Origin of the sequence: Litchfieldella qijiaojingensis, from assembly GCF_014651875.1 — a bacterium.
GTDB classification, from domain to species: Bacteria; Pseudomonadota; Gammaproteobacteria; order Pseudomonadales; family Halomonadaceae; genus Litchfieldella; species Litchfieldella qijiaojingensis.
The window spans coordinates 409,232-430,072 of sequence record NZ_BMXS01000001.1 but is presented as its reverse complement, the minus strand read 5'-3'; the positions used below and the strand labels follow the sequence as shown (position 1 = coordinate 430,072).

Genomic DNA, 20,841 nt, shown 5'->3' with positions numbered 1-20,841 from the left:
CTCGCAACATGCGATGGTGTGGCTCAGGATGTCGTCGTGGGGACAGCGAGATGAGCAATACGTGGCAGGATGAAGTACTGGCCGATGTCAAGGCCGGCGCCCGGATCAACGATCGGCATATTGTCGACAGAATTCGTCAGGCGGTGCTGATGCAACGTCTCCCGCCAGGTACGCGACTGCCCGAGGTGACGTTGGGTGAAATTTTCGGCGTCAGCCGCTCTGTGGTGCGCAAGGCGCTGACGCGCTTGGCCTCGGACCATGTGATCACCCAGCAGCCCAACCAAGTGGCCCGGGTAAGCGCGCCGAGCGTCGAGGAAACCCGCGAGATCTTTGCCGCCCGACGCCTGATCGAAGGGGAAGTGGTAGCGCTGTTGGCCGGTCATCTGGACCGCGAACAATGCCGCATCCTGGCGTCGTATGTCGAGGCTGAGCAACAGGCGCACCAGCGCGGCGACGAAGGGCAGCGTATCGAGCATTCCTTGGCGATCCATCACTACCTGGCCGATCATTCTCCCAACCGGACTCTTGGCGTGATGCTTTCCGATCTGATCCTGCGCACTTCGATCGTGATCGCGCTCTACAAGCGTGCCGGCATGGCTTCCTGCTATCTGGAGAATGACCATGCCGAATTGCTGTCGCTATTGGAGCGTGGCGAGGGTGAGGCGGCGCGACGCCGGGTGCAAGCGCACCTGACGGCGCTGGAGGAACTGCTCGATCTGCGACCCCAGGATACACGTATCGATTTGGCGGCGATTTTTGGCGAAGCAGGTTAGATACTGGCTTGTTGTGATTTTTCCGCCGGCAGAGCGAAGGAGATCGCGACCGTAGTGGCCAGCATGGCCGTCGAAGCCCACAGGCAGGCGGCGAGGCCTGCATTCATGTAGATCCACCCCGAGAGCAGAGTGCCGACCAACCGGCCCATGGCGTTGGCCATGTAATAGAAGCCGACATCCAGCGATACACCGTCGGCGCGTGCCATATGCACGATCAGATAGCTGTGCAGGCTGGAATTGATGGCGAATACCGCGCCGAACAGCAATAACCCACCGAGCAGAAACGGCGCCGGCTGCCAATCCAGGCCCAAGGCGATCAGCGCTGGAATCAGTGTCAGCGCGGCGGCCCAGGCAATGGCGCCACGGCGTCCGGCATGGTCGGTGCCGGTGAGACGCGGGGCGCTGGCTTGAACAGCGCCATAACCGATCACCCAGGTCGCCATGAACCCGCCCACTTGCCAGTGGTCCCAACTGAAATCGGTGGTCAGGAATACCGGCAGCGCGACCACGAACCACACATCCCGGGCCCCGAACAGGAACAGGCGGGCCGCCGAGAGCACGTTGATGGCGCGGCTCTTGGAAAGGATGTCGCGGAACTTGGGCTTGGCTTTGGCACGACCCAACTCGGCGGTGAGCTTGATCAGCGACAGGCTGAGCACGAGGACGAGCATCAGCGCCATGGCCAGCACTGCTCCCTGGAAGCCCAGCAGCGTGAGCAGCAGCCCACCGAGGAAGAAACCCACTCCCTTGAGGGCATTCTTCGAGCCAGTCAGCAGCGCTACCCAGCGGTAGAGCGTGCCTGCACCTCCATGCTCGCCGGTGGTGGGCACCAAGGTCTTGATGGCGCTCTTGGCGCTCATCTTGTTGAGGTCCTTGGCGATCCCTGACAATGCCTGGGCGGCCATCACCCATGGCACCGAAAGCCAGGCGGCCGGTACCAGTAGCATGGCCAGTGCCACGATCTGTAGCCCCAAGCCTAGGTTCATGGTGCGGTTGAGCCCCAGACGGGCGCCCAACCAGCCACCCACCAGGTTGGTGACCACGCCGAAGAACTCGTAGAACAGGAACAGCAATGCGACTTCCAGCGCCGAGTAGCCGAGCTGATGGAAATAAAGCACCACCAGCATGCGCAAGGCGCCGTCGGTCAGGGTGAAGGCCCAGTAATTGCCGGTGACCAGCAGATACTGGCGAACTTCCGTCGGTAATGTCGCGATACGAGCCCACATGGTTCAGGCCTTGCCCACCTTGGCGGCGAGTTCCACGGTGCGGTTGGCGTAACCGTATTCGTTGTCGTACCAGGCGTAGAGCTTGACCTGTGTATCGGCGACGACCATGGTCGAAAGCGCGTCGATGATCGAGCTACGCGGATCGCTGCGGTAGTCGATCGACACCAGTGGCCGCTCTTCATAGCCAAGGATACCGGCCAGCTCGCCGTTGGCAGCTTCTTGCAGCATGGCATTGACTTCCTCGACGCTGGTCGACCGCTCGACTTCGAATACCATGTCGGTCAGCGAGGCATTGGCCAGGGGAACGCGGACGGCATGACCGTTCAACTTGCCTTCCAGTTCGGGGAAGATCGCGGTGATCGCCTTGGCCGAGCCGGTGGTAGTGGGAATCAGGCTCATGCCACAGGCGCGTGCCCGACGCAGATCCTTGTGTGGACTGTCGAGGATGCTCTGGGTATTGGTGATGTCGTGGATGGTGGTCATGGAGCCGTGGCGGATTCCCAGGCGCTCGTGAATCACCTTGACCACCGGTGCCAGGCAATTGGTGGTGCAGCTAGCCGCCGTCACGATGCGATGCCGCTCGGGATCGAAGCGGTCGTCGTTGACTCCCATGACAACGTTGAGCACGCCTGGCTCCTTGACCGGCGCGCTGACTACCACGCGCGCCACGCCCTGATCGAGGTAAGCCTGGAGCTTGTCACGAGACTTCATCTTGCCCGATGCCTCGATCACCACGTCGCAGGCCGACCAATCGGTTTCCGCGATGTCACGCTGGGTGCTGAAAGCGACGCGACGCCCCGCGATGACCAGATCGCCGTCATCGGTCGTGATACCATTTCCGCCTGGCTGCCAGCGGCCATGCACCGAGTCGAATTCCAGCAGATGGGCGAACGTGGCGGCATCGCCACCCGGGTCGTTGATGTGCACGAATTCCAGGTCGTCGCGCTCCCAGCCGGCGCGTAGTGCCAGACGACCGATGCGGCCGAAGCCGTTGATGCCGATTTTCAGCGTCATGTGGTGATCTCCTCAACAGCAGGCTTGCTGACGTTCGGGACGATTGCCCATCCGGGCGAGTATTCCCCGCATGTCGGCGAGTTGTGCGTGACAGCCGCGCGCCGTGGTTTCGAGTACCTCGTGCGCCCAAGCGGGCAGCTCGGGGTGCAGCCGATAGTAGACCCATTGGCCCTGGCGACGGTCGGCGACCAGTTGGCAGGCCCGGAGCTGCGCCAGGTGACGCGAGATCTTTGGCTGAGAGGTAGCCAGCACATGGGTCAGCTCGCAGACGCAAAGCTCTTCTTCGGCCTGCACCAGTAGCAGGATTGCCAAGCGAGTATCGTCGGCCAGGCACTTGAACAGCCGTGTGGCTTGTTCGGTCATGTGAAAACGCTCCTTGCCGGGGGATATATAACTCTTGGCATATATGTTACACCATATATCTAGTGAGGTGGCAGTTTAATGACAGTAGCCCGGACGCTTCCCATCGACTCACGACTTGACGATGTCCGCCAGGCGTTACGCGAACATGCGCGGGTTCTGCTGGTCGCCGAGCCCGGTGCCGGCAAGACCACGCGCGTGCCGTTGGCCTTACTCGACGAGCCCTGGTGCAAGAAAGGCAAGTTGTTGCTGCTCGAGCCCCGGCGAGTGGCCGCTCGCCTGGCGTCTCGTTACATGGCCGAGCAACTCGGTGAGTCGGTGGGTGAAAGTGTCGGTTACCGTGTGCGGGGCGACAGTCGGGTCGGGTCGTCCACCCGCTTGGAGGTCGTGACGCAGGGGGTGCTGACCCGCATGCTTCAGGACGATCCCATGCTCGAAGGGGTAGCGGGCATCGTCTTCGACGAGTTTCATGAGCGCAGTCTCGAGGCCGATCTCGGTTTGGCGCTGGCATTGGATGTACAGGCAGGGTTGCGCGAGGACCTGCGCCTGGTGGTGATGTCGGCGACCTTGGATGTCGGGGCGTTGCGGCCCGCACTAGGGGAGACGGCACCACTGATCGAATGCCCGGGGCGTGTCTTCCCGGTTGAAACCCGTTACCGGCCGCTCCACAGCCGTGGAGATAGCGCCGACCAGCAAGCCGCCGTGGTGCGCGAGGCATTGACCAATGGTGAGGGCGACCTACTGGTGTTTCTGCCGGGGGTGGCGGAAATCCGGCGCCTGGCACGCGCGTTGACGGGACTGCCCGCGACCGTCGTGATACACGAGCTGCATGGACGAATGACGCTGGATGCACAGCAACGGGCACTATGCCCCGATCCCGATGGGCATCGCCGGATCGTGCTGGCCACCGCGATCGCCGAATCGAGCGTTACGGTGGATGGCGTTCGCATCGTGATCGATGCCGGTTTCGAACGGGTGCCGGTGTTCCAGCCGCGTACCGGCATGACCCGTCTGGCCACTCAACGTCTCAACCGTGCCAGTGCCGACCAGCGGCGTGGTCGTGCCGGACGTCAGGCTCCCGGGCATTGCTATCGGTTGTGGGCCGAGGAGCAGCCGCTGCCCGCCCATGGCGAGCCGGAGATCGTGCAGGCCGACTTGTCGGGGCTGGCCTTCGAATTGGCGCGCTGGGGCATCAAGACACCCGAGGAGTTGCCTTGGGTGACGCCGCCGCCTTCGGCGGCCTTGGCTGCCGGTCGTGACTTGCTGAAGCGTCTAGGGATACTGGATGCGGCGCTCTCCTTGACCGCACTGGGGCGGGCCTGTTCGCGCTGGCCGACCCATCCGCGACTGGCTGTGATGCTCGAGCGCTCAGAGGAATGGAAGGCCACGCCGCTGGCGTGCTGGCTGACGGCATTGCTCGAGGGACGCGATGGCAGCGATGAACGCGACCTGGCCGTGCGCTTGGCGCGGCGACCCGATGCGCGAGCCCGGGGAGCGGAGGGCCAGTGGTACCGCGATGCGCGACGTTTAGCCCAGATAGCCGGTTGTAAGCTGGATATCGAGAGCCTGGCACCGCTTGGAGAACTGCTGGCACTGGCCTATCCCGAACGCGTGGCGCGGCAAATCGAGCCCGGACGCTTCAAGCTGGCTGGCGGCGGCCAGGCGGTTCTGGATGCGAAGCTTGCGCTGGCACATGTCGAGGCTCTGGTGGCGGTGGATCTCGATGGCCAGGCACGGGAGGCCAGGATCTTTCGTGCTGCCGAAGTGGCGCTCCCACGGATCGATACCCTTTTTCCCGAGACGCGCCACTGGCAGTCCCGTCTGGAATGGTCGGAGAGCGAGGGACGTTTGCAGGGAGAGGAAGTGCGAGCACTGGGGGAGTTGGTCCTGGAGCGTCGCCCGCTGGCCAGGCTGCCCGAGGACGCCGTGCGGCATGCGTTGATCCAGGCCCTGCGCAAGCGTGGAAGGCTGCCCTTGGATGACGACGCAGAGCAACTGCGTGGACGGGTCACGCTCTTGCGGCGCGAATTGGGTGATGCCTGGCCAGACTGGTCGACGCAGGCGCTGCTCGACAGTCTGGAAACGTGGTTGGCACCGCATCTGATTGGCATTACCCGGCTCGATGCCGTCGAACGTTTGCCCATGGCGCGCCTGTTGCTCGATACCCTGGAGTGGTCGCAGCGCCAGGCTCTCGAGGAGTTGGCGCCCAGCCATCTCCAGGTGCCCAGCGGTTCGCGGATACGCCTTGACTACCGTGACGAGGAGCCGGTGCTGGCCGTCAAGTTGCAGGAGCTGTTCGGGCTGAGGGAAACGCCGCGCCTGATCGGTGGCCGCCTGTCGGTGGTGTTGCACCTGCTATCGCCGGCGCGCCGTCCGCTACAGGTGACCCGGGACTTGGCGAGCTTCTGGGCCAATGGCTACTCCCAGGTCCGCAAGGACATGCGCGGGCGTTATCCCAAACATCCCTGGCCGGAAGATCCTTGGAATGCCCCGGCCACATCTCGGACGAAACATACCCGTTCCTAGCTTTTCCTTTCGGGCCAAGATGTTGGCGGGGGCGTCGGCGAGTCACTATATTGACTCCATATGCGCCCATTAGCGGAACCTGCAGTGGCGTGCAAGGAGGGGGCAGCCAATGGCTATGGCGATTGCGTTGATCGTACTGGCGCTGGGCTCGGTGGTGTTCTTCTTTCTTAGCCCCTGGTATTTGACTCCCTTGGCATCCAATTGGGGCGCTATCGACCATACCATCACTATCTCCTTCTGGGTGACCGGTGTGGTTTACCTGGCTATCACGTTCTTTCTCGCCGTCGCCTTGATTCGTTATCGCTACAAGCGACACAGGCGTTCCCTCTACGAACCGGAAAACAAGAAGCTCGAAGTGTGGCTCACCGTGCTCACCTCGTTGGGCATCGCAGCGCTACTGGCGCCGGGTCTGTTTGTCTGGGGCTCGTTCGTCACGGTGCCGGACGACGCACATGAAGTCGAAGTAGTCGGCCAGCAATGGCACTGGAGTTTCCGTTTTCCCGGGGAAGACGGAGAGTTGGGCCCGGTTCGCGCCAGTCTGATCAGCGATGACAATCCTTATGGCATCGACCCCGATGATCCCAGGGGACAGGACGATATCCTGGTTCGGAGCCCACGCCTGATGTTGCCCATCGATCGCCCTGTCAAGATGACACTACGCTCCAAGGACGTCATTCACAATTTCAAGGTGCCCCCGTTCCGCGCCAAGATGGATGCGATTCCAGGGCAGACTTCCTATTTCTGGCTGACACCGACAAAAACCGGTGAATTCGAGGCGGTCTGCGCGGAATTGTGCGGCATTGGCCATTTCGCCATGCGCGGCAGGGTGGAGGTGGTGGATCAGCAAACCTTCGATGAATGGCTGGCCGGCAAACCCACATTCGGAGAATTGGCTGCGCGCGAACCGGGAGACCCCGAGGCGGGGGCCGAACACTTTGCGCGTTGCGTGGCTTGCCATGGCCCGCAAGGCGGAGGGAAGCAGGAGACCAACGCGCCGCGGCTCGCCGGGTTGGATGCCGAGTATCTCAAGCGCCAGTTGCGCAACTTCAGGATCGGGGCGCGTGGAACGAATGAGGCCGATCGTTTCGGGCAACAGATGCGACCTTTCGCCACCTCGCTGCAGGATGAGGACGTCATCGCGGATCTGATCGCCTATCTCGAAACCTTACCTGTCGAATCCACGCGGCCCACCATCGCCGGCGATGTCGAACGCGGTAAGAGACTCTACCGCACTTGCGCAAGTTGTCACGGTCCAGAGGGACAAGGCATGCCGGCATTCAATGCCCCGCGTCTGGCCGGCATGAACGACTGGTATCTGGTGCGACAATTGCAGCACTTCAGGGAAGGCGTTCGTGGTCGCCATCCAGAGGATTGGTACGGCAATCAGATGGTCGACATGACACAGATCCTGGTCGACGAGGCCGCGTTGCGCGATGTGGTCGCGTACATCGGCAGTCTTTCCGAGGCGCCGGCGGTGGCGGATGCCGGCCGACAAAGCGCGGAGGAATGATTCATGGGTGAACGTGAGTACGACGCCAGTTCCTATGTGCCACCCGCTGAAGTCGGCGAGATGGAGCTCGTCCATCCCAAGACGTTCATCGGTAAATACATCTGGAGCCAGGACGCCAAGGTCATCGCGATCCAGTACGTCATTACCGCCACCTCCATCGGCCTGGTGGCGCTGGTGCTGTCGCTCTTGATGCGCCTGCAACTGGGGTTCCCGAACAGCCTGACGCTGATCGACCCCAGCAGCTACCTGCAATACGTCACCATGCACGGCATGATCATGGTCATCTACCTGCTCACGGCCCTTTTTCTCGGCGGTTTCGGCAATTATCTGATTCCGTTGATGTGCGGTGCGCGGGACATGGCCTTTCCCTATCTCAATATGCTCAGTTACTGGGTCTACCTGGTATCGGTGTTGTTACTGGTCGTCGGCTTCTTCCTGCCTGGGGGCTCCACTGGCGCCGGTTGGACCTTGTACCCGCCGCAGGCGATCAACCCCGGAACCCCAGGGGTCGACGGCGGGATCATTCTGATGCTGGTGTCGCTTGCGGCATTCATCATCGGCTTCACCATGGGGGGGCTGAACTATGTCGTCACCGTGCTGCAGGCACGTACCCGAGGCATGACGCTGATGCGGTTGCCACTGACGGTGTGGGGTATCTTCATGGCCACGGTGATGGCACTACTGGCATTCCCCGCATTGCTGGTAGCGGCATTGATGATGTTGCTGGACCGTCTGCTGGGGACCAGTTTCTTCATGCCGGGCATGCTGTCGATGGGTGAGCTTTCCAGCCACGAAGGGGGCAGTCCGCTGTTGTTCCAGCACCTGTTCTGGTTCTTCGGTCACCCCGAGGTCTATATCGTGGCGCTGCCAGCCTTCGGTATCGTCTCCGATTTGATCGCCACCCATGCACGCAAGAACATCTTCGGCTATCGCATGATGGTCTGGGCGATCATCATCATCGGCGCATTGAGCTTCGTGGTCTGGGCACATCACATGTATGTCAGTGGCATGAATCCCTATTTCGGGTTCCTGTTCGCCACCACGACGCTGGTCATCGCCGTGCCCACGGCAATCAAGGTCTATAACTGGGTATTGACCCTGTGGCGGGGCAACATCCATTTCACGGTCCCGATGCTGTTCGCCATCGGCTTTCTGTTCACATTCGTCAACGGTGGCCTCAGCGGCCTGTTCCTCGGCAATGTCACGGTCGATGTGCCTCTGTCGGATACCTACTTCGTCGTCGGTCATTTCCACATGGTGATGGCCGTCGCGCCGATCCTGGTGATATTCGGCGCCATCTATCACTGGTATCCCAAGGTCACCGGGCGCATGCTCAACGACACCTTGGGCAAGATCCATTTCTGGGTGACGTTCCTGGGTACCTATGCCATCTACTATCCGATGCATTTCATCGGGCTCGAGGGCGTGCCTCGGCGATACTACGCCTACGGCGAGACCACGTTCATTTCCGACTCGGTCCAGGCCTTGAACGCGGGGATCACCATTGCCGCGTTCATCGTCGCCATCGCCCAGGTCTTGTTCCTCTTCAACCTGGTATGGAGCTATTTCCGTGGACGGGAGTCAGGGCCCAACCCCTGGCAAGCCAATACCCTGGAATGGCAGACGCCTCATACCCCGCCCCGACATGGCAATTTCGGTGAGGAACTGCCAGCCGTCTATCGCTGGCCCTACGATTACAGCGTGCCCGGCGCGAAACACGACTTCATACCCCAGAACGTGCCTCCCGAAGAAGTGGAATATGAGGAGAGCTCGAAGAGCGGGGGGCGCGCATGACCATCACTCTGATCGTTCTTGCCCTGATGATGGCGGTCTTCGTTGGATGGCTGTTCAGTCAGTCGATCAATGTGCGGCCGTGGATCGCCGAGACGAGCAGGGCACGACCGTTGCCCCGGATCATCCCGCCGTCCGTCACGGCACCACGGGTGGGGCTGGTGGTGTTCCTGGCGGTCGTGACCTCGGTATTCGCCTTGTCCATCAGCGCCTACATAATGCGCATGGAAATGGGCACGGACTGGCGGTCCGTTCCGGAACCGGGATTGCTGTGGCTGAATACCGGTGTTCTGGTACTTGCCAGTGTGGCGCTGCAAACCGCTTGGCACGCGGCCAAGCATGGCAAGCGTCCTCTGCTGCGCCGAACCTTGGTGGCGGGGGGCATCCTCACGGTGGCGTTCGTCATCGGACAACTCGTCGTCTGGCGGCAGCTTAGTGCCGCCGGCTATTACATGACGGCGAATCCAGCCAATGCCTTCTTCTACCTGTTGACGGCTTTGCATGCCTTGCATCTGTTGGGCGGTCTGGTGGCCTGGGGAAGAGCCCTGAACAAGCTGTACGGTGGCGCCGAGCTGGCACGGGTGCGGGCGGGTGTCGAGCTTTGCGCGGTGTATTGGCATTTTCTGCTATTGGTCTGGGCTGTGTTGTTCGGCCTGGTGTTGACGACCTAGCGAGAGGACGACGCGATGGTGAACTCGACTCCTCGTGGACCGACTCAGAAATCCGGATGGCAGGGGTTGGTTTCCGACTTGGCGTCCGACCAGCGGGCCTTCAAGAATGTCCCCTGGGGCAAGGCGATGATGTGGATATTCCTGCTCAGCGATATCTTCATTTTCGCCTGTTTCCTGGTCGGTTACATGACGGTGCGTATTTCCACGACCGAGCCTTGGCCGGATGCGAGCGAAGTATTCGCCTTGCATATCGGGAGTCGGAATGTGCCGCTGCTGCTGATCGCCATCATGACCTTCATCCTGATCAGCAGTAGTGGGACCATGGCCCTGGCGGTCAAGTTCGGTTATGAGAAGAATCGCCGCGCCACTGCGACCTTGTTGATCTTGACCGCACTGCTCGGAGCCTCCTTCGTCGGCATGCAGGCCTTCGAGTGGACCAAACTGATCGGAGAAGGCGTCAGGCCTTGGGGCAACCCATGGGGGGCGGCACAATTCGGGGCCTCCTTTTTCCTGATCACCGGCTTTCATGGTACGCACGTGAGCATAGGCGTGATCTTCCTGATCATCATGTCGATCAAGGTCCTGCGTGGTTCGCTGGAGACAGGGAGACCAGGTTTCCTGACCGGACGCAAGGGCCGCTACGAGATGGTCGAAACGTTGGGCCTGTACTGGCACTTCGTCGACCTGGTCTGGGTCTTCATCTTCGCATTCTTCTATCTCTGGTAGGGCGGCTCGAAAACGGCTGAATGCCGCTATCGCACCGAGCCCCCGGGAGGGCGACATGGCACAAGGAGAAGCTCAACAGCATCCCATCGGTATCTACCTGTGGGTCTGGTTTCTGTTGTTCGTGCTCAGTGTGTTTTCCTATATGGTGGATTACCTGGGATTCGAGGGGTATCTGAAATGGTTTCTGATCACCCTGTTCATGCTGATGAAGGCGGGGTTCATCATCGCGGTGTTCATGCACATGGTGTGGGAACGCCTGGCGATCATCTGCGCGATCCTAGTGCCCCCCGGAGTGTTGGTAGTCCTGATGCTGCTGATGGCGATAGAAGGCAACTACACACTTTTGATCCGGTTGGAATATTTCTTCCAATGAGCCGCAATAGCGCTTCTCTGTTAGGCACTTTCACGAGAGTGCTTGGTAAAACTCATCAAATATCACGCTCAGCACATCGGGCAAAGCCTGGGCTTCGAAAAAACACTTTCGATAAGAAGTTTGTTGTTTTGAAACTTTATGTAAAATATCCCCTGTTTTGATAAATCCGGCAGTCACTCATCTCATTAAATGATGAGTGGAGGAGTGTGGTGTTTATGTATATTCTTTTTTAGAATATTTATATAAATAAAAGTGTTTTTGTTTGGTTCGCTAGCACTAGAGAAATCACCTACAGTTCTTATACGGAAAAGGGAAGTCGCTCAAACGTATTGTTGTATTACTTGGTTTGCCTTGAATTACATGACGTTGAAACGTTGTGGGGGTTGCTGTTGCGACTTGGGCGTAAACGTTGAGTAACTGTGGTCTCGTCATGATGCTACGGTAAGTAACGATGTCTTTGGCCTCATGATTTCAGTGATAAGCATTGCATGCTTTATTGAAAATACGTCGTTGCGGAAATGTAAGTTGGATATATTGCGGCGGCCAAGCAATGGCTGGTCATGGGTGCATGGATTTATTTTCTTGCAAGCAAAACGGTGAGTGCTTGGGCGAAAAATAGTGCCTGGGAAAAAAATAGACGTGATAACGATAGCTGGTTTGCGTGGGCTCTTGGCCTGGAGCAATGACCAATACGCTATTAGTCCAGTAACGATTGGAAAAAGACGAGCAGAGTGAAGCGCCAGGCAGAGATTTGCCAACGATGCCTGGGGAAGTGATGAATAAATCGGCGAGCGGCGTGAAGCGCAAGGCGCCCGGAGCGCAGAACCGAGCGCAGCGACAAACATCCGAAGGATGGCCCCGAAGGGGCGAGAAACCGCAGGTTTCGAGTCAACCGGAGCATATGGGGTATATGTGAGGGTTCCGACCGGGCTGGCGCACCAGCACCGCGTAACGCAGCGATTCACCCGCGCAGGCAATTATTCAGTGTTTCCCTAGTCCGTGCAGGCATTTTGCTCAGTCGGTTCCGAATAACAATCAACAAGGAGAAGCAGTCCATGGTACAGGTCAGCTATCCTGGCGTTTACGTACAGGAAGTCCCGAGCGGTGTGCGTACCATCACGGGAGTTTCCACCTCCATTGCGGCTTTCCTGGGGCGTGCGAGCAAGGGACCGATCGACAAGGCCGTTCGACTGTTGAGTTATGCCGACTATGAACGTGCCTTCGGCGAACCCCATCCTCAAAGCGATCTCGCCGACAGCGTGCGCATGTTCTTTGCCAATGGCGGGACGAACTGCTACGTGGTACGACTCGCACCAGGCGCCACACCTGCCGTCGTTACCTTGAGGAGTCTGGTGCCAGTGCCGCCGGGCCAGGCCGTGCTGGTTGCCATCGCCAAGGCGGCCGGTACCTGGGGCAACACGGTGCGCATGGAGGTCGATTACGATACGCCCAATCCCGATGAAAGTTTCAACCTGCGGGTGATTCAGGAAGAGGGCGGTTCGGTGGTTCAGACCGAATCCTTCACCGGCCTCACCATGAACCCGTCGTCCTCGCGGTTCGCACCAAGCTTCGTGACCCAAAGCTCCAGCCTGGTCGATCTCGAACTGGCCGCCGCCATGGGTAGCGCCACGGACAGCGGCTCGTTCATCAACACGCTCGCCAATAGTTTCGCCGGTTTCTCGGCCTCACGACGGCCACTGCGCAACCCCCTGACCGATCCGGCCGGCGCCACCGATGGCGCCGGCATTCAGGCCGCTCTGAATGCGCTGTTTGCCGGAGGAGAGACCAGTTTCGACATTTCGGTCAACGGCAGTAGCTATGTCACTGTCGACCTGAGCATTGCCCCGGCGCTACCGGCGACCATTGCCGGCATCGCAGGCAATATCGAAAGCAAGATCAACGATATGCTGGCGACCTTGTCTCCGGCGCCAACGGTATCCGTTTCGCTGGGTACCAACGTGGCCGGTTTCGGTCGCTTCATCGAAATCACCGCCGGCAACGGTGACGAATCCGCCGTTCGTGTGCGCCGGGCTGCGGCCAATGACATCGCGGGTGCCCTGATGCTGGGGGTGGACCAGGGCGGCATCGAGAAACCGCGCTGGAGTAATTTCCGGCCCGCGCCGACGGCTAGTCTGATGCGACTGGGTGACCCGACCACGCCGGGCGATATCGGGTTTGCCAATGACGTCTTGACCATCGACCAGAACGCCATCACCCAAATCACCATCAACGGCACCAACGTCGCGCTCAATACCGCGGATTTCAATATCCAGACGACGGCGGGAACCGACCCCTGGTATATGAACGCCTCGGGCGACAGTGCGGTGACGGGCGACAACGACGGGATACGGGAGAAACTGCGTATCATCGCTCGGGCGATCAATGCCGAGCCGGACCTGGGCTTCCAGGCCGAGGTCTGGGGTTACCATCTGGCGGTATTGGCCACCAATGGCGCTCTTGGTAATGAGCCGACAACGCTTTCCACCGGCACGGCCGCCTTTGATGCCACCCTGCAAACCAATGTGCGCCAATACAGTCTCGGCCAGGACGTAGGGGATTTCACCACGAATGGCTCGCCGGGAACGCCGGGCGGCAATCCCACGGCTGGCGCCTACCAAGGCAGCGAAGCCAATCAAACCGGCATGCATGCCCTGGACCCGGTGGACCTCATCAACTTGATGGTCATTCCGGGCGACCGCGATGTGACCGAAAGCGTGATGAACTCGGTATGGGGGCCAGTCAGCGTCTACTGTCAGCGCCGGCGTGCCTTTCTGCTGGTCGATCCGCCGCCGTCCTGGACCGATAGCAACGGCCGGCCACAGGTGGTGCAGGACACCGGTCTGATCAATCAGCTCAGGGCGACCATGGTCAAGGACCATGCCGCTGTCTTCTATCCGCGCCTGAAGTACAACGCTCGTGGCTTGATCAAGACCATCGGCCCAGCCGGTGCCATTGCTGGGCTGATGGCTCGTACCGACGGCAGCCGTGGTGTGTGGAAGGCGCCGGCAGGTATCGAGGCGGGCATTCGCGATATCGTCGGCGTCAACCTCGAGCTCACCGATCGGGAAAACGGCGTGCTCAACAAGAAAGGGGTGAACTGCATTCGCGTGCTGCCCAACGGCATTGTCAACTGGGGCGCCCGGACTCTGGACGGAGATGACGATTTTGGCAGCGAATGGAAATACATCTCCATCCGTCGCTTGGCGCTGATGATCGAAGAATCCTTATATCGAGGCACCCGCTGGGCGGTATTCGAACCCAACGACGAACCGCTGTGGGCCAACCTGCGCCTGAACGTCGGAGCCTTCATGAACTCGTTGTTCCGTCAGGGCGCTTTTCAGGGCAGCAGCCCGACGGAAGCCTATTACGTGCGCTGCGATGCCTCCACCACCACTCAGAACGATCGCAACCTGGGCATCGTCAATGTCGAGGTGGGATTTGCCCCCCTCAAACCCGCCGAGTTCGTGGTGATCAAGATTCAGCAGATGGCTGGCCAGATCGAGACATGATAAGTCCAAGGAGAGATCAGCATGGCTAACGGGTTTTCCGTCAACGCGAATCGCTACGATCCCTACAAGAATTTCAAGTTCCGGATTCTGTGGGACAACAAGCCGGTGCTTGGGGTGAGCAAGATCAGCTCGCTGAAACGTACCACCGAAGTGGTCAAGTTTCGCAGCGGGGGAGAGAACTCGATCGATCACAAATCCCCCGGTCGCACCAGCTACGAGGCCATCACCGTCGAGCGTGGTCTGACCCACGATCCGGAGTTCGAGGCCTGGGCCAGCAAGGTGCATACCTACGAAGGCGACTCGGTCATGGACCTGGCCAACTACAAGAAGGAGTTGACCGTCGAGTTCATGAACGAACGAGGACAGGTGGCGTTTCGCTACTTCTTGCACAACTGCTGGATCAGTGAGTACACGGCCCTGCCGGATCTGGATGCCAACGCCAATGCCGTGTCCATCGAGAGCATGAAGATCGAGCTGGAAGGCTGGGAGCGTGACCTCGATACCAAGGAACCTGACGAAGGGGCTTGAGGATGGTCACGGCCGGACAGGACAGGGCAGCTCGTCAGTCATGGAAGTCGATTGTCTTCGGTTCTGAAACAACGCATGTCAAGGTCGACTTCGGCGCACCGCCACCCTATGCGGTGAGCGCCTTGCTGAGAGCCTGTCTGCGGGATACCGACGGCAACCGCGTCGGTGCAGAGCAGGTCTGGCAATGGTCCGTCGCCAGCCGCCTGCAGGGGCTGCTGGCTGTGGTCATGGCCACCGATGCCGGCGATCTGGATGTCAGCACCGAGTGCCGGCATTGCCATCAGCCGCTGGGTTTCGAGTTGCCACTGCAGCGTTTCGTGCACACACCGCCCGACGAACCGTTGTCTTGCCGGTTGGATAACGGCGAGTGGTTCGAGGTGCGCCTGCCGACCGGCCAGGATCAACGTCGCTGGCTGGAGCAGGGGGGCGCCGACGCCGAGACCATGGCGTGTGACCTGGTGGTGGGAGCCAGCGAAGACGGGGATTGGAGTGAGGACCGTCTAGCGGCCATGGAAGCCGCGCTGGAACGCGCCGACCCTTTTACCGCCCTGGATCTGGAAGCCGAATGTCCCGAGTGCCAGGCATCGATCCAACACCCGTTCAACCTGGAAGCGACTCTGCTGCAACGCTTGCAAGGCGTGCTGACCGAATTGCTGCGCAACGTGCATCGTTTGGCCACAGCCTATCACTGGTCGGAGGCCGAGATCCTGTCCTTGCCCATCCAGCGCCGTGACTTCTATCTGGCCTGCCTGAGTCGGGAGGGGCGCGTATGAGTGGCTATTTCCAGCGTCTGGCGCAGCGCAGCGGGTGGGCAGGCCAACAGCCGATTGCCCCACGGCCTATCACCGCTGGTTCGGAGACAATGCCACCCGAGGTGAACGACGTGCGCAACGTCGCTCAGCCTACCAGCAGAAATGCATCGGCCCAGATGGCACCCCACGTGGAATCGAGTGACAAAGTGACGCATTCCACTGCCACCGAGCACGAGCCAACTGCCCATAAGGCTTCTGGCGATATGGCGCCGCATGAGCAACGTGAGCGCAACCACCAACCGCCGGAAAGCGCGGACGACGTCTCGGTCGATGTTGTCCCCAAGGTTGAAATACGCACACTGGAGATCGCTCAGCCGCGCACGGAGACCGGGCCGGCGGAAGAGCAGCCCTCCCGGCAGGTCGACTCTACATCGCCCATAGCGCCGACGAACGACACTCAGGACACCGAGCCGGCGACAACGCCTCGGGCAGAGAAAAGCGAGCGTCCGGCCGGGACCGTTCCCAGCTTCATCCATGAGGTCAGTCGGGAGTGGGCGCGCGAGGAGGTCAGGGTGCGGGAAGTGGTGAGTGAACCTTCGCGACTTCCCGTGGTAGAGCACGCCGATGGACAGGAGCGCTCCACAGGCGCGGAAGCGCGCGCTTCCTTTCACGTCGAGGTGACACCCCAGCCGCTGTCGAGTCACGGCCCTCCTTTCGAGGACCGCCGCGAGAGCCCAAGCGTCAGCATTGGCCACGTCAGCGTGGAAGTGCACACCCCGACGGCGGAACCCACCGTACAGGCCATGCCGGCAGCCCCGCCTTCGGTTCGGCCCGCCCCGGCCAAGCCGCAGCGGCAGATCGACTTGCGTCGTTACTATCTGAGGGGGGTGTAGCCGATGCCCCTGGAGCAAAGTCGCACCGCGATCGGCGCCGTCGGTGAGCTGCTGCGAACCCGTCTCACCGCCCGTACCTCGGCCGGCTCGGTCGATGTCGGCCGGCCCGAGGTGGCGGCCGGGTCAGCCGGCCCCAAGTTCAATCTCTTTCTGTACCAGATCGAGATCGACGGTTATTTGCGCAACCAGGCCCTGGACGAGGGACAGGATGCGCCTCTGTGGCTGGTGCTGCGCTATCTGATCACCGCCTACGACGATTCCCAGGAAAGCGACTCGGTTGCAGCGCACGAACTGCTGGGCGAGGGCATGCTGGCGCTGCAGGAACTGAACTTCATGCAACCCAGCGTACCCGCGCTGATGGACAACCCGCAGTCGCTGAAGATCACCTTCGACAGTGCCGATGTCGACCTGCTTTCCAAGATCATGCAGGGCAGCGACGAACGTTATCGCCTCTCCGCCGCGTTCCAGGTGCGGCCGGTGATGATCGCGCCATCGCAACCCCCATCCTACGCGCCTCTGGTGCAAACGGTGGGGCCGCCGGGGAACGAAGGGGTGGAGGTCATTCCCAGCCTGGGGCCGACGTTGACTCGTGTCGAGCCGGAAAAATTCGAGGCCGGCGACACCATCACCGTGTTTGGCGAGGAACTGAGCAGCGCGGTTCAGGAGCTGCGGGTTGGCGATCAAGGCTATGGCATCACCGCCGCACCGGCCGGGCGGGTACGCACGCGAATTCCTGCCGATACCGAATTGTCGCCAGGTAGCCATGTCATCGTTGCCGTGAGCCTGTCCGCCAGTGGCCGACGTATCCATAGCAATGCCATCGTCGGCACCTTGATGCCGACCTTGGTCAGCGCCGTGCCGGGCGCTTTGACACCCGATGTGTCCGGCAACCTCTTCGGTTCCCTGACGCTCACCGGCGAGCGCCTGGGCGGCCCCGACGACAGCATCTTCGTTGCCTTCTACCGTGACGGTGCCATTCAGTTGATGCTGGAGGCCTCCGGAATCGCTACCCAGGACAGCCTGACGGCAACGGTGGGCGTGGATGACGCTCTGCCGCCAGGCCGCTATCGCATCATCCTGCGCACCAACGGTGCCCAGGCCATGGCCATGCCGGAGGTGAACTGGTCATGAACGAGGAGCGCTTCGAGAGCCTGGAACGGATGACCCCTGGATTGAGGATCGTAGATCCGATGCTGGCCTATTGGCTTGCCCAAGTGAATCTGCGCCTGCGTCGCGAGCTGACCTGGTGCTGGTACCAGCGCACCGGCCAGAACGATCCCGATACCGGCGTTCTGCCACCCCATACCGGCATCGCCGACGACAACCTGGCGTGGGCGCGCAGCGATGGACAGCGCCGCCAATTCTTCGCACAGGACGCTACCGCCGCTTTCCTCTCCGAGCGCATTCAGGAACCTGCCCCCGAGCTGCGTAGCCGCTACCGGGGGGACTGGGCGTGGCTAGTGACGGAACTGGGGCTGGAGGAGGCCGATCAGTTCGTGCTGGCGCTGGCCGTCGCCCATCGACTCGACGCTGGCCTGGGCCCGGTGTGTGCCGCTTGCCTGAACGACATCAACAAGGCCTTTCCCACCTTGGCGCTGGCCCAGCGTCTATGGGACGAGCCGCTGACCATTCTGGCGCTTGCCGCTTCGACTCACCCGCTGCGTCGTTATGGCCTGCTGGAGACGGATGCGGTGAGCTGGCAACACCCCTTGGAGTTGCCTGCCTGGATTGCCGCCGGTTTGAGTGGCGGCTACACGGATCCCGAGGGTGTGATCGAGGTACCCCCTCGGCCCCGGCCCTTGCCGGAGCACTGGGTCGTACCTCTGCATGTCCTTGGCGAGCCAGCGCATCGTTTGCGCCGCGTTCCCTTGCTGGGACAACGGGATGACGACTTCATCGCATCATGCGCTGCCATCGCCGAGCGACTGGATGCCCGCCTGGTGGGAGTGACACCGGCCGCCTGGCAGCAGCACCGCTTGACCGAACTATTGACCTGGGCCTGGTTGCGCGGTGTCGAGCCGGTATTGCCGTGGGGCGTGACGATACCCGCGGAGAGCTGGCCCCTGGCCCTGCCGTTGCGAGTCTGGCAACCGATGTCGCCACAGCAGTACTCGCACGACGACACCGGTGGCAGCTTACTGCCTCCGTTGACCCTGCCGGCCATCGGTTTTCACCGCCGTTTGGAGGTGTTGCAGGAAGTGCTCGGCAGCGGTGCCGCCAAGCACCATACCGTGGTCGAGGAGTGTGCTCGCCGCTTCCGCTTTTCCGAACCCGCATTGCGCCGTATCGCCACGACGTTGCGGCATTTGGGCGCCTGGCAGGGGGACGATCTGATCGAAGCCTGCCGGCACGAAACCCGAGGCGAGCTGGCGCAGTTGACGCAGCGAGTGGAGCCCCGGTTCACGCCGGACGACCTCGTGCTGGCCGCCGAGCAACAAGCCCAGTTCCGCGAAGTGGCGCGTGCCATGGAAGCCCTGACCGAGGTGCATTATCGCTGGGGTACGGCGCGGGTATGGAACGAGAGTGGCCTGGCCATATTGTTCTGTGGCCCGCCCGGCACCGGCAAGACCATGGCCGCCGAGGCTCTGGCGACTCGCTTGATGCTGGACATGTACCGTGTCGATCTGGCGCAGGTGGTCAGCAAATACGTCGGTGAAACCGAAAAGAATCTGCGCCGCATCTTCGATGCCGCCGAGGCCAGTGACTGCCTGCTGTTCTTCGACGAAGCCGATGCCCTGTTCGGCAAACGTACCGAGGTCAAGGACGCTCACGACCGCTACGCCAACATCGAGGTGTCCTACCTGCTGGAACGCATGGAACGCTTCAAAGGCCTGGCCATCCTGGCCAGCAACCGGCGCAAGGACATGGACGAGGCCTTCATGCGCCGCTTGCGTTATGTCATCGAGTTTCCGGTACCGGGCGTCGATGAACGCGAACGCATCTGGCGACAGGGATTCCCCGCTCATGTCGATACCGACGGCCTGGATTTCCGCTTCCTCGCTCGCCAGTTCGCTTTTTCCGGTGGCCATATCCGCTCGGTGATCTTCAATGCCTGCTTGCAGGCGGCGGCCGAGCCCGAAGGGGAGCCGGCCACGGGCAAGGTCGGCAAGCCCAGCATGCGCCAGGTGCTGGTTCAGGTGAAACGCGAGCTGCAGAAACTCAATCGTGCCGCTGACGATGAACTCTTCGGTAGCTACGCCAGGTTGCTTGGGGAGGAGACGGCATGAGCGCCGTGCGGATAGATCTCGAGCGTATCGACATCAGCCTGCACGGCGTTTCCGCTGAGCTGGTGCAGGAGGCGTTGGATGGGTTGGAGGCGGCGTTGTCGCGACAACTGCAGGGGGTGAAGGCAAGCGAGCGTCCCTTGGCGCTAACCGGTATCAGTCTGGCACCACAGCACGTGTCGCCGCATGTCACCTCCGACGAGATGCGCGATCTGCTGGTGCAGCAAATCGTGATGGCCGTTGAACGAGCCTTGCATCAAGGAGTGGTGTGATGAGTTTCTATCTGCGTGGCGTTCTGGTCGAGTACGGTACCGACATGCTCGGGCCCCTGCCCAACGTGGTGGTGTTCCAGTTCAATCCGGAACAGTTGCAACGCAGCCTGGAGTTGCCTTCCAGCGCCAGTGCCGAGGACCGTGAAAACCGCGGTCAACGCGAGCCCCATCAGGTGAGTTCGGTACCCACCGAAACCATCCGATTGACGGCGCATTTCGACGCTTCCGACGACCTGGGGCAGAACGATGCCTCGTCCGCCATGCCCAGGTTGTTCGGGATAGGCCCCCAATTGATCGCTCTCGAGAAGATGACTTACCCCAGTGGAGCCGGCGGTGGTGCCATTGGTGCCGCTATCGACGCCATCGGTGATGCACTGGGTGACGACAGCGAGCCCAGTCAGCCGAGGCCACGCGAACAGGCGCCCCGGATCCTGTTCATCTGGGGGCCGAATCGCGTACTGCCGGTGGAAGTGCGCTCGATGAGCATCACGGAAAAGAAATTCGATCCCTTTTTGAATCCGGTACAGGCCGAGGTGCAGATCGGCTTGGCGATCGCCAGTTTTCCCGAAAACAGCGACGACGTCATCGGCAAGGGGGCGCTGGATTACACCAATACCGTCAAGGAGGCCCAGGTGGCACTCAACCTGGTCAGATCCGTCGAGTTGGCGATAGAGACGATTCCATTCTGAGGTG

The 20,841-nt window shown here is 61.1% G+C and carries 18 protein-coding genes; 15 read left to right on the top strand and 3 right to left on the bottom strand.

All coding sequences use genetic code 11. From position 1 onward, the window contains the following. Positions 1-50 precede the first annotated feature (50 nt). Positions 51-773, top strand: coding sequence for a GntR family transcriptional regulator (locus IE093_RS02090; RefSeq protein WP_189465667.1), 723 nt, complete (start codon positions 51-53; stop codon positions 771-773). Here the strand turns inward: IE093_RS02090 and arsJ are convergent. From arsJ to IE093_RS02075, 3 genes are read right to left on the bottom strand one after another with little or no spacing between them, the layout of a single operon-like run. After that, positions 770-1,999, bottom strand: coding sequence for an organoarsenical effux MFS transporter ArsJ (gene arsJ / locus IE093_RS02085; RefSeq protein WP_189465663.1), 1,230 nt, complete (start codon positions 1,997-1,999; stop codon positions 770-772). The two genes, IE093_RS02090 and arsJ, sit on opposite strands and share 4 nt — an antisense overlap. A 3-nt stretch (positions 2,000-2,002) precedes the next feature. Next, positions 2,003-3,013 carry an ArsJ-associated glyceraldehyde-3-phosphate dehydrogenase gene (locus IE093_RS02080; RefSeq protein WP_189465661.1) on the bottom strand — a complete coding sequence of 337 codons (1,011 nt, stop codon included), beginning with the start codon at positions 3,011-3,013 and terminating at the stop codon, positions 2,003-2,005. A 12-nt stretch (positions 3,014-3,025) separates the two neighbouring features. After that, positions 3,026-3,376, bottom strand: a complete 351-nt coding sequence (locus IE093_RS02075) for a metalloregulator ArsR/SmtB family transcription factor (RefSeq protein ID WP_189465658.1) — start codon at positions 3,374-3,376, stop codon at positions 3,026-3,028. A gap of 78 nt (positions 3,377-3,454) precedes the next feature. Here IE093_RS02075 and hrpB point away from each other — a divergent pair, with 78 nt between their 5' ends. The 14 genes from hrpB (at position 3,455) to IE093_RS02005 (ending at position 20,837) form a co-directional block, all read left to right on the top strand. Continuing rightward, positions 3,455-5,899, top strand: coding sequence for an ATP-dependent helicase HrpB (gene hrpB, locus IE093_RS02070; RefSeq protein WP_189465655.1), 2,445 nt, complete (start codon positions 3,455-3,457; stop codon positions 5,897-5,899). 109 nt (positions 5,900-6,008) lie between these two features. Next, positions 6,009-7,409, top strand: coding sequence for a cytochrome c oxidase subunit II (gene coxB / locus IE093_RS02065; protein ID WP_189465652.1), 1,401 nt, complete (start codon positions 6,009-6,011; stop codon positions 7,407-7,409). 3 nt (positions 7,410-7,412) lie between these two features. Next, positions 7,413-9,203, top strand: a complete 1,791-nt coding sequence (locus IE093_RS02060) for a cytochrome c oxidase subunit I (protein WP_189465649.1) — start codon at positions 7,413-7,415, stop codon at positions 9,201-9,203. Next, the gene (locus IE093_RS02055; RefSeq protein WP_189465647.1) at positions 9,200-9,871 is read left to right on the top strand and encodes a cytochrome c oxidase subunit 3; all 672 of its coding nucleotides are present in this window, start codon (positions 9,200-9,202) and stop codon (positions 9,869-9,871) included. The genes IE093_RS02060 and IE093_RS02055 overlap by 4 nt, the downstream gene beginning before the upstream one ends. A 15-nt stretch (positions 9,872-9,886) precedes the next feature. Then, complete coding sequence (locus IE093_RS02050) at positions 9,887-10,597, top strand: heme-copper oxidase subunit III family protein (protein WP_189465644.1); 711 nt, start codon at positions 9,887-9,889, stop codon at positions 10,595-10,597. 55 nt (positions 10,598-10,652) lie between these two features. Continuing rightward, a complete protein-coding gene (locus IE093_RS02045; RefSeq protein WP_189465643.1) occupies positions 10,653-10,970 on the top strand; it encodes a cytochrome C oxidase subunit IV family protein in 318 nt (105 codons plus the stop codon). 1,055 nt (positions 10,971-12,025) lie between these two features. Next, positions 12,026-14,479 carry a phage tail sheath family protein gene (locus IE093_RS02040; RefSeq protein WP_189465640.1) on the top strand — a complete coding sequence of 818 codons (2,454 nt, stop codon included), beginning with the start codon at positions 12,026-12,028 and terminating at the stop codon, positions 14,477-14,479. A 21-nt stretch (positions 14,480-14,500) separates the two neighbouring features. After that, a complete protein-coding gene (locus IE093_RS02035) occupies positions 14,501-15,007 on the top strand; it encodes a phage tail protein (RefSeq protein WP_189465637.1) in 507 nt (168 codons plus the stop codon). Between the two features lie 2 nt (positions 15,008-15,009). After that, positions 15,010-15,780, top strand: a complete 771-nt coding sequence (locus tag IE093_RS02030) for a hypothetical protein (RefSeq protein ID WP_189465634.1) — start codon at positions 15,010-15,012, stop codon at positions 15,778-15,780. Next, positions 15,777-16,652, top strand: coding sequence for a hypothetical protein (locus IE093_RS02025; protein ID WP_189465632.1), 876 nt, complete (start codon positions 15,777-15,779; stop codon positions 16,650-16,652). Before IE093_RS02030 ends, IE093_RS02025 begins: the two co-directional genes overlap by 4 nt. Positions 16,653-16,655: 3 nt before the next feature. Beyond that, a complete protein-coding gene (locus IE093_RS02020) occupies positions 16,656-17,783 on the top strand; it encodes a Pvc16 family protein (RefSeq protein WP_189465629.1) in 1,128 nt (375 codons plus the stop codon). Beyond that, positions 17,780-19,879, top strand: a complete 2,100-nt coding sequence (locus IE093_RS02015; RefSeq protein ID WP_189465627.1) for an ATP-binding protein — start codon at positions 17,780-17,782, stop codon at positions 19,877-19,879. The genes IE093_RS02020 and IE093_RS02015 overlap by 4 nt, the downstream gene beginning before the upstream one ends. Then, positions 19,876-20,148, top strand: coding sequence for a hypothetical protein (locus IE093_RS02010; RefSeq protein ID WP_189465624.1), 273 nt, complete (start codon positions 19,876-19,878; stop codon positions 20,146-20,148). The genes IE093_RS02015 and IE093_RS02010 overlap by 4 nt, the downstream gene beginning before the upstream one ends. Beyond that, positions 20,148-20,837, top strand: coding sequence for a hypothetical protein (locus IE093_RS02005; protein ID WP_189465621.1), 690 nt, complete (start codon positions 20,148-20,150; stop codon positions 20,835-20,837). The genes IE093_RS02010 and IE093_RS02005 overlap by 1 nt, the downstream gene beginning before the upstream one ends. Positions 20,838-20,841 lie beyond the last annotated feature (4 nt).

Excerpts from the sequence above, each read along its gene's own strand:
- hrpB (WP_189465655.1), top strand. The coding sequence starts at position 3,455 with ATGACAGTAGCCCGGACGCTTCCCATCGACTCACGACTTGACGATGTC.
- IE093_RS02005 (WP_189465621.1), top strand. The coding sequence starts at position 20,148 with ATGAGTTTCTATCTGCGTGGCGTTCTGGTCGAGTACGGTACCGACATG.
- IE093_RS02015 (WP_189465627.1), top strand. The coding sequence starts at position 17,780 with ATGAACGAGGAGCGCTTCGAGAGCCTGGAACGGATGACCCCTGGATTG.
- coxB (WP_189465652.1), top strand. The coding sequence starts at position 6,009 with ATGGCTATGGCGATTGCGTTGATCGTACTGGCGCTGGGCTCGGTGGTG.
- IE093_RS02040 (WP_189465640.1), top strand. The coding sequence starts at position 12,026 with ATGGTACAGGTCAGCTATCCTGGCGTTTACGTACAGGAAGTCCCGAGC.
- IE093_RS02020 (WP_189465629.1), top strand. The coding sequence starts at position 16,656 with ATGCCCCTGGAGCAAAGTCGCACCGCGATCGGCGCCGTCGGTGAGCTG.
- IE093_RS02010 (WP_189465624.1), top strand. The coding sequence starts at position 19,876 with ATGAGCGCCGTGCGGATAGATCTCGAGCGTATCGACATCAGCCTGCAC.
- arsJ (WP_189465663.1), bottom strand. The coding sequence starts at position 1,999 with ATGTGGGCTCGTATCGCGACATTACCGACGGAAGTTCGCCAGTATCTG.
- IE093_RS02060 (WP_189465649.1), top strand. The coding sequence starts at position 7,413 with ATGGGTGAACGTGAGTACGACGCCAGTTCCTATGTGCCACCCGCTGAA.
- IE093_RS02080 (WP_189465661.1), bottom strand. The coding sequence starts at position 3,013 with ATGACGCTGAAAATCGGCATCAACGGCTTCGGCCGCATCGGTCGTCTG.
- IE093_RS02075 (WP_189465658.1), bottom strand. The coding sequence starts at position 3,376 with ATGACCGAACAAGCCACACGGCTGTTCAAGTGCCTGGCCGACGATACT.
- IE093_RS02045 (WP_189465643.1), top strand. The coding sequence starts at position 10,653 with ATGGCACAAGGAGAAGCTCAACAGCATCCCATCGGTATCTACCTGTGG.
- IE093_RS02055 (WP_189465647.1), top strand. The coding sequence starts at position 9,200 with ATGACCATCACTCTGATCGTTCTTGCCCTGATGATGGCGGTCTTCGTT.
- IE093_RS02050 (WP_189465644.1), top strand. The coding sequence starts at position 9,887 with ATGGTGAACTCGACTCCTCGTGGACCGACTCAGAAATCCGGATGGCAG.
- IE093_RS02090 (WP_189465667.1), top strand. The coding sequence starts at position 51 with ATGAGCAATACGTGGCAGGATGAAGTACTGGCCGATGTCAAGGCCGGC.
- IE093_RS02025 (WP_189465632.1), top strand. The coding sequence starts at position 15,777 with ATGAGTGGCTATTTCCAGCGTCTGGCGCAGCGCAGCGGGTGGGCAGGC.
- IE093_RS02035 (WP_189465637.1), top strand. The coding sequence starts at position 14,501 with ATGGCTAACGGGTTTTCCGTCAACGCGAATCGCTACGATCCCTACAAG.
- IE093_RS02030 (WP_189465634.1), top strand. The coding sequence starts at position 15,010 with ATGGTCACGGCCGGACAGGACAGGGCAGCTCGTCAGTCATGGAAGTCG.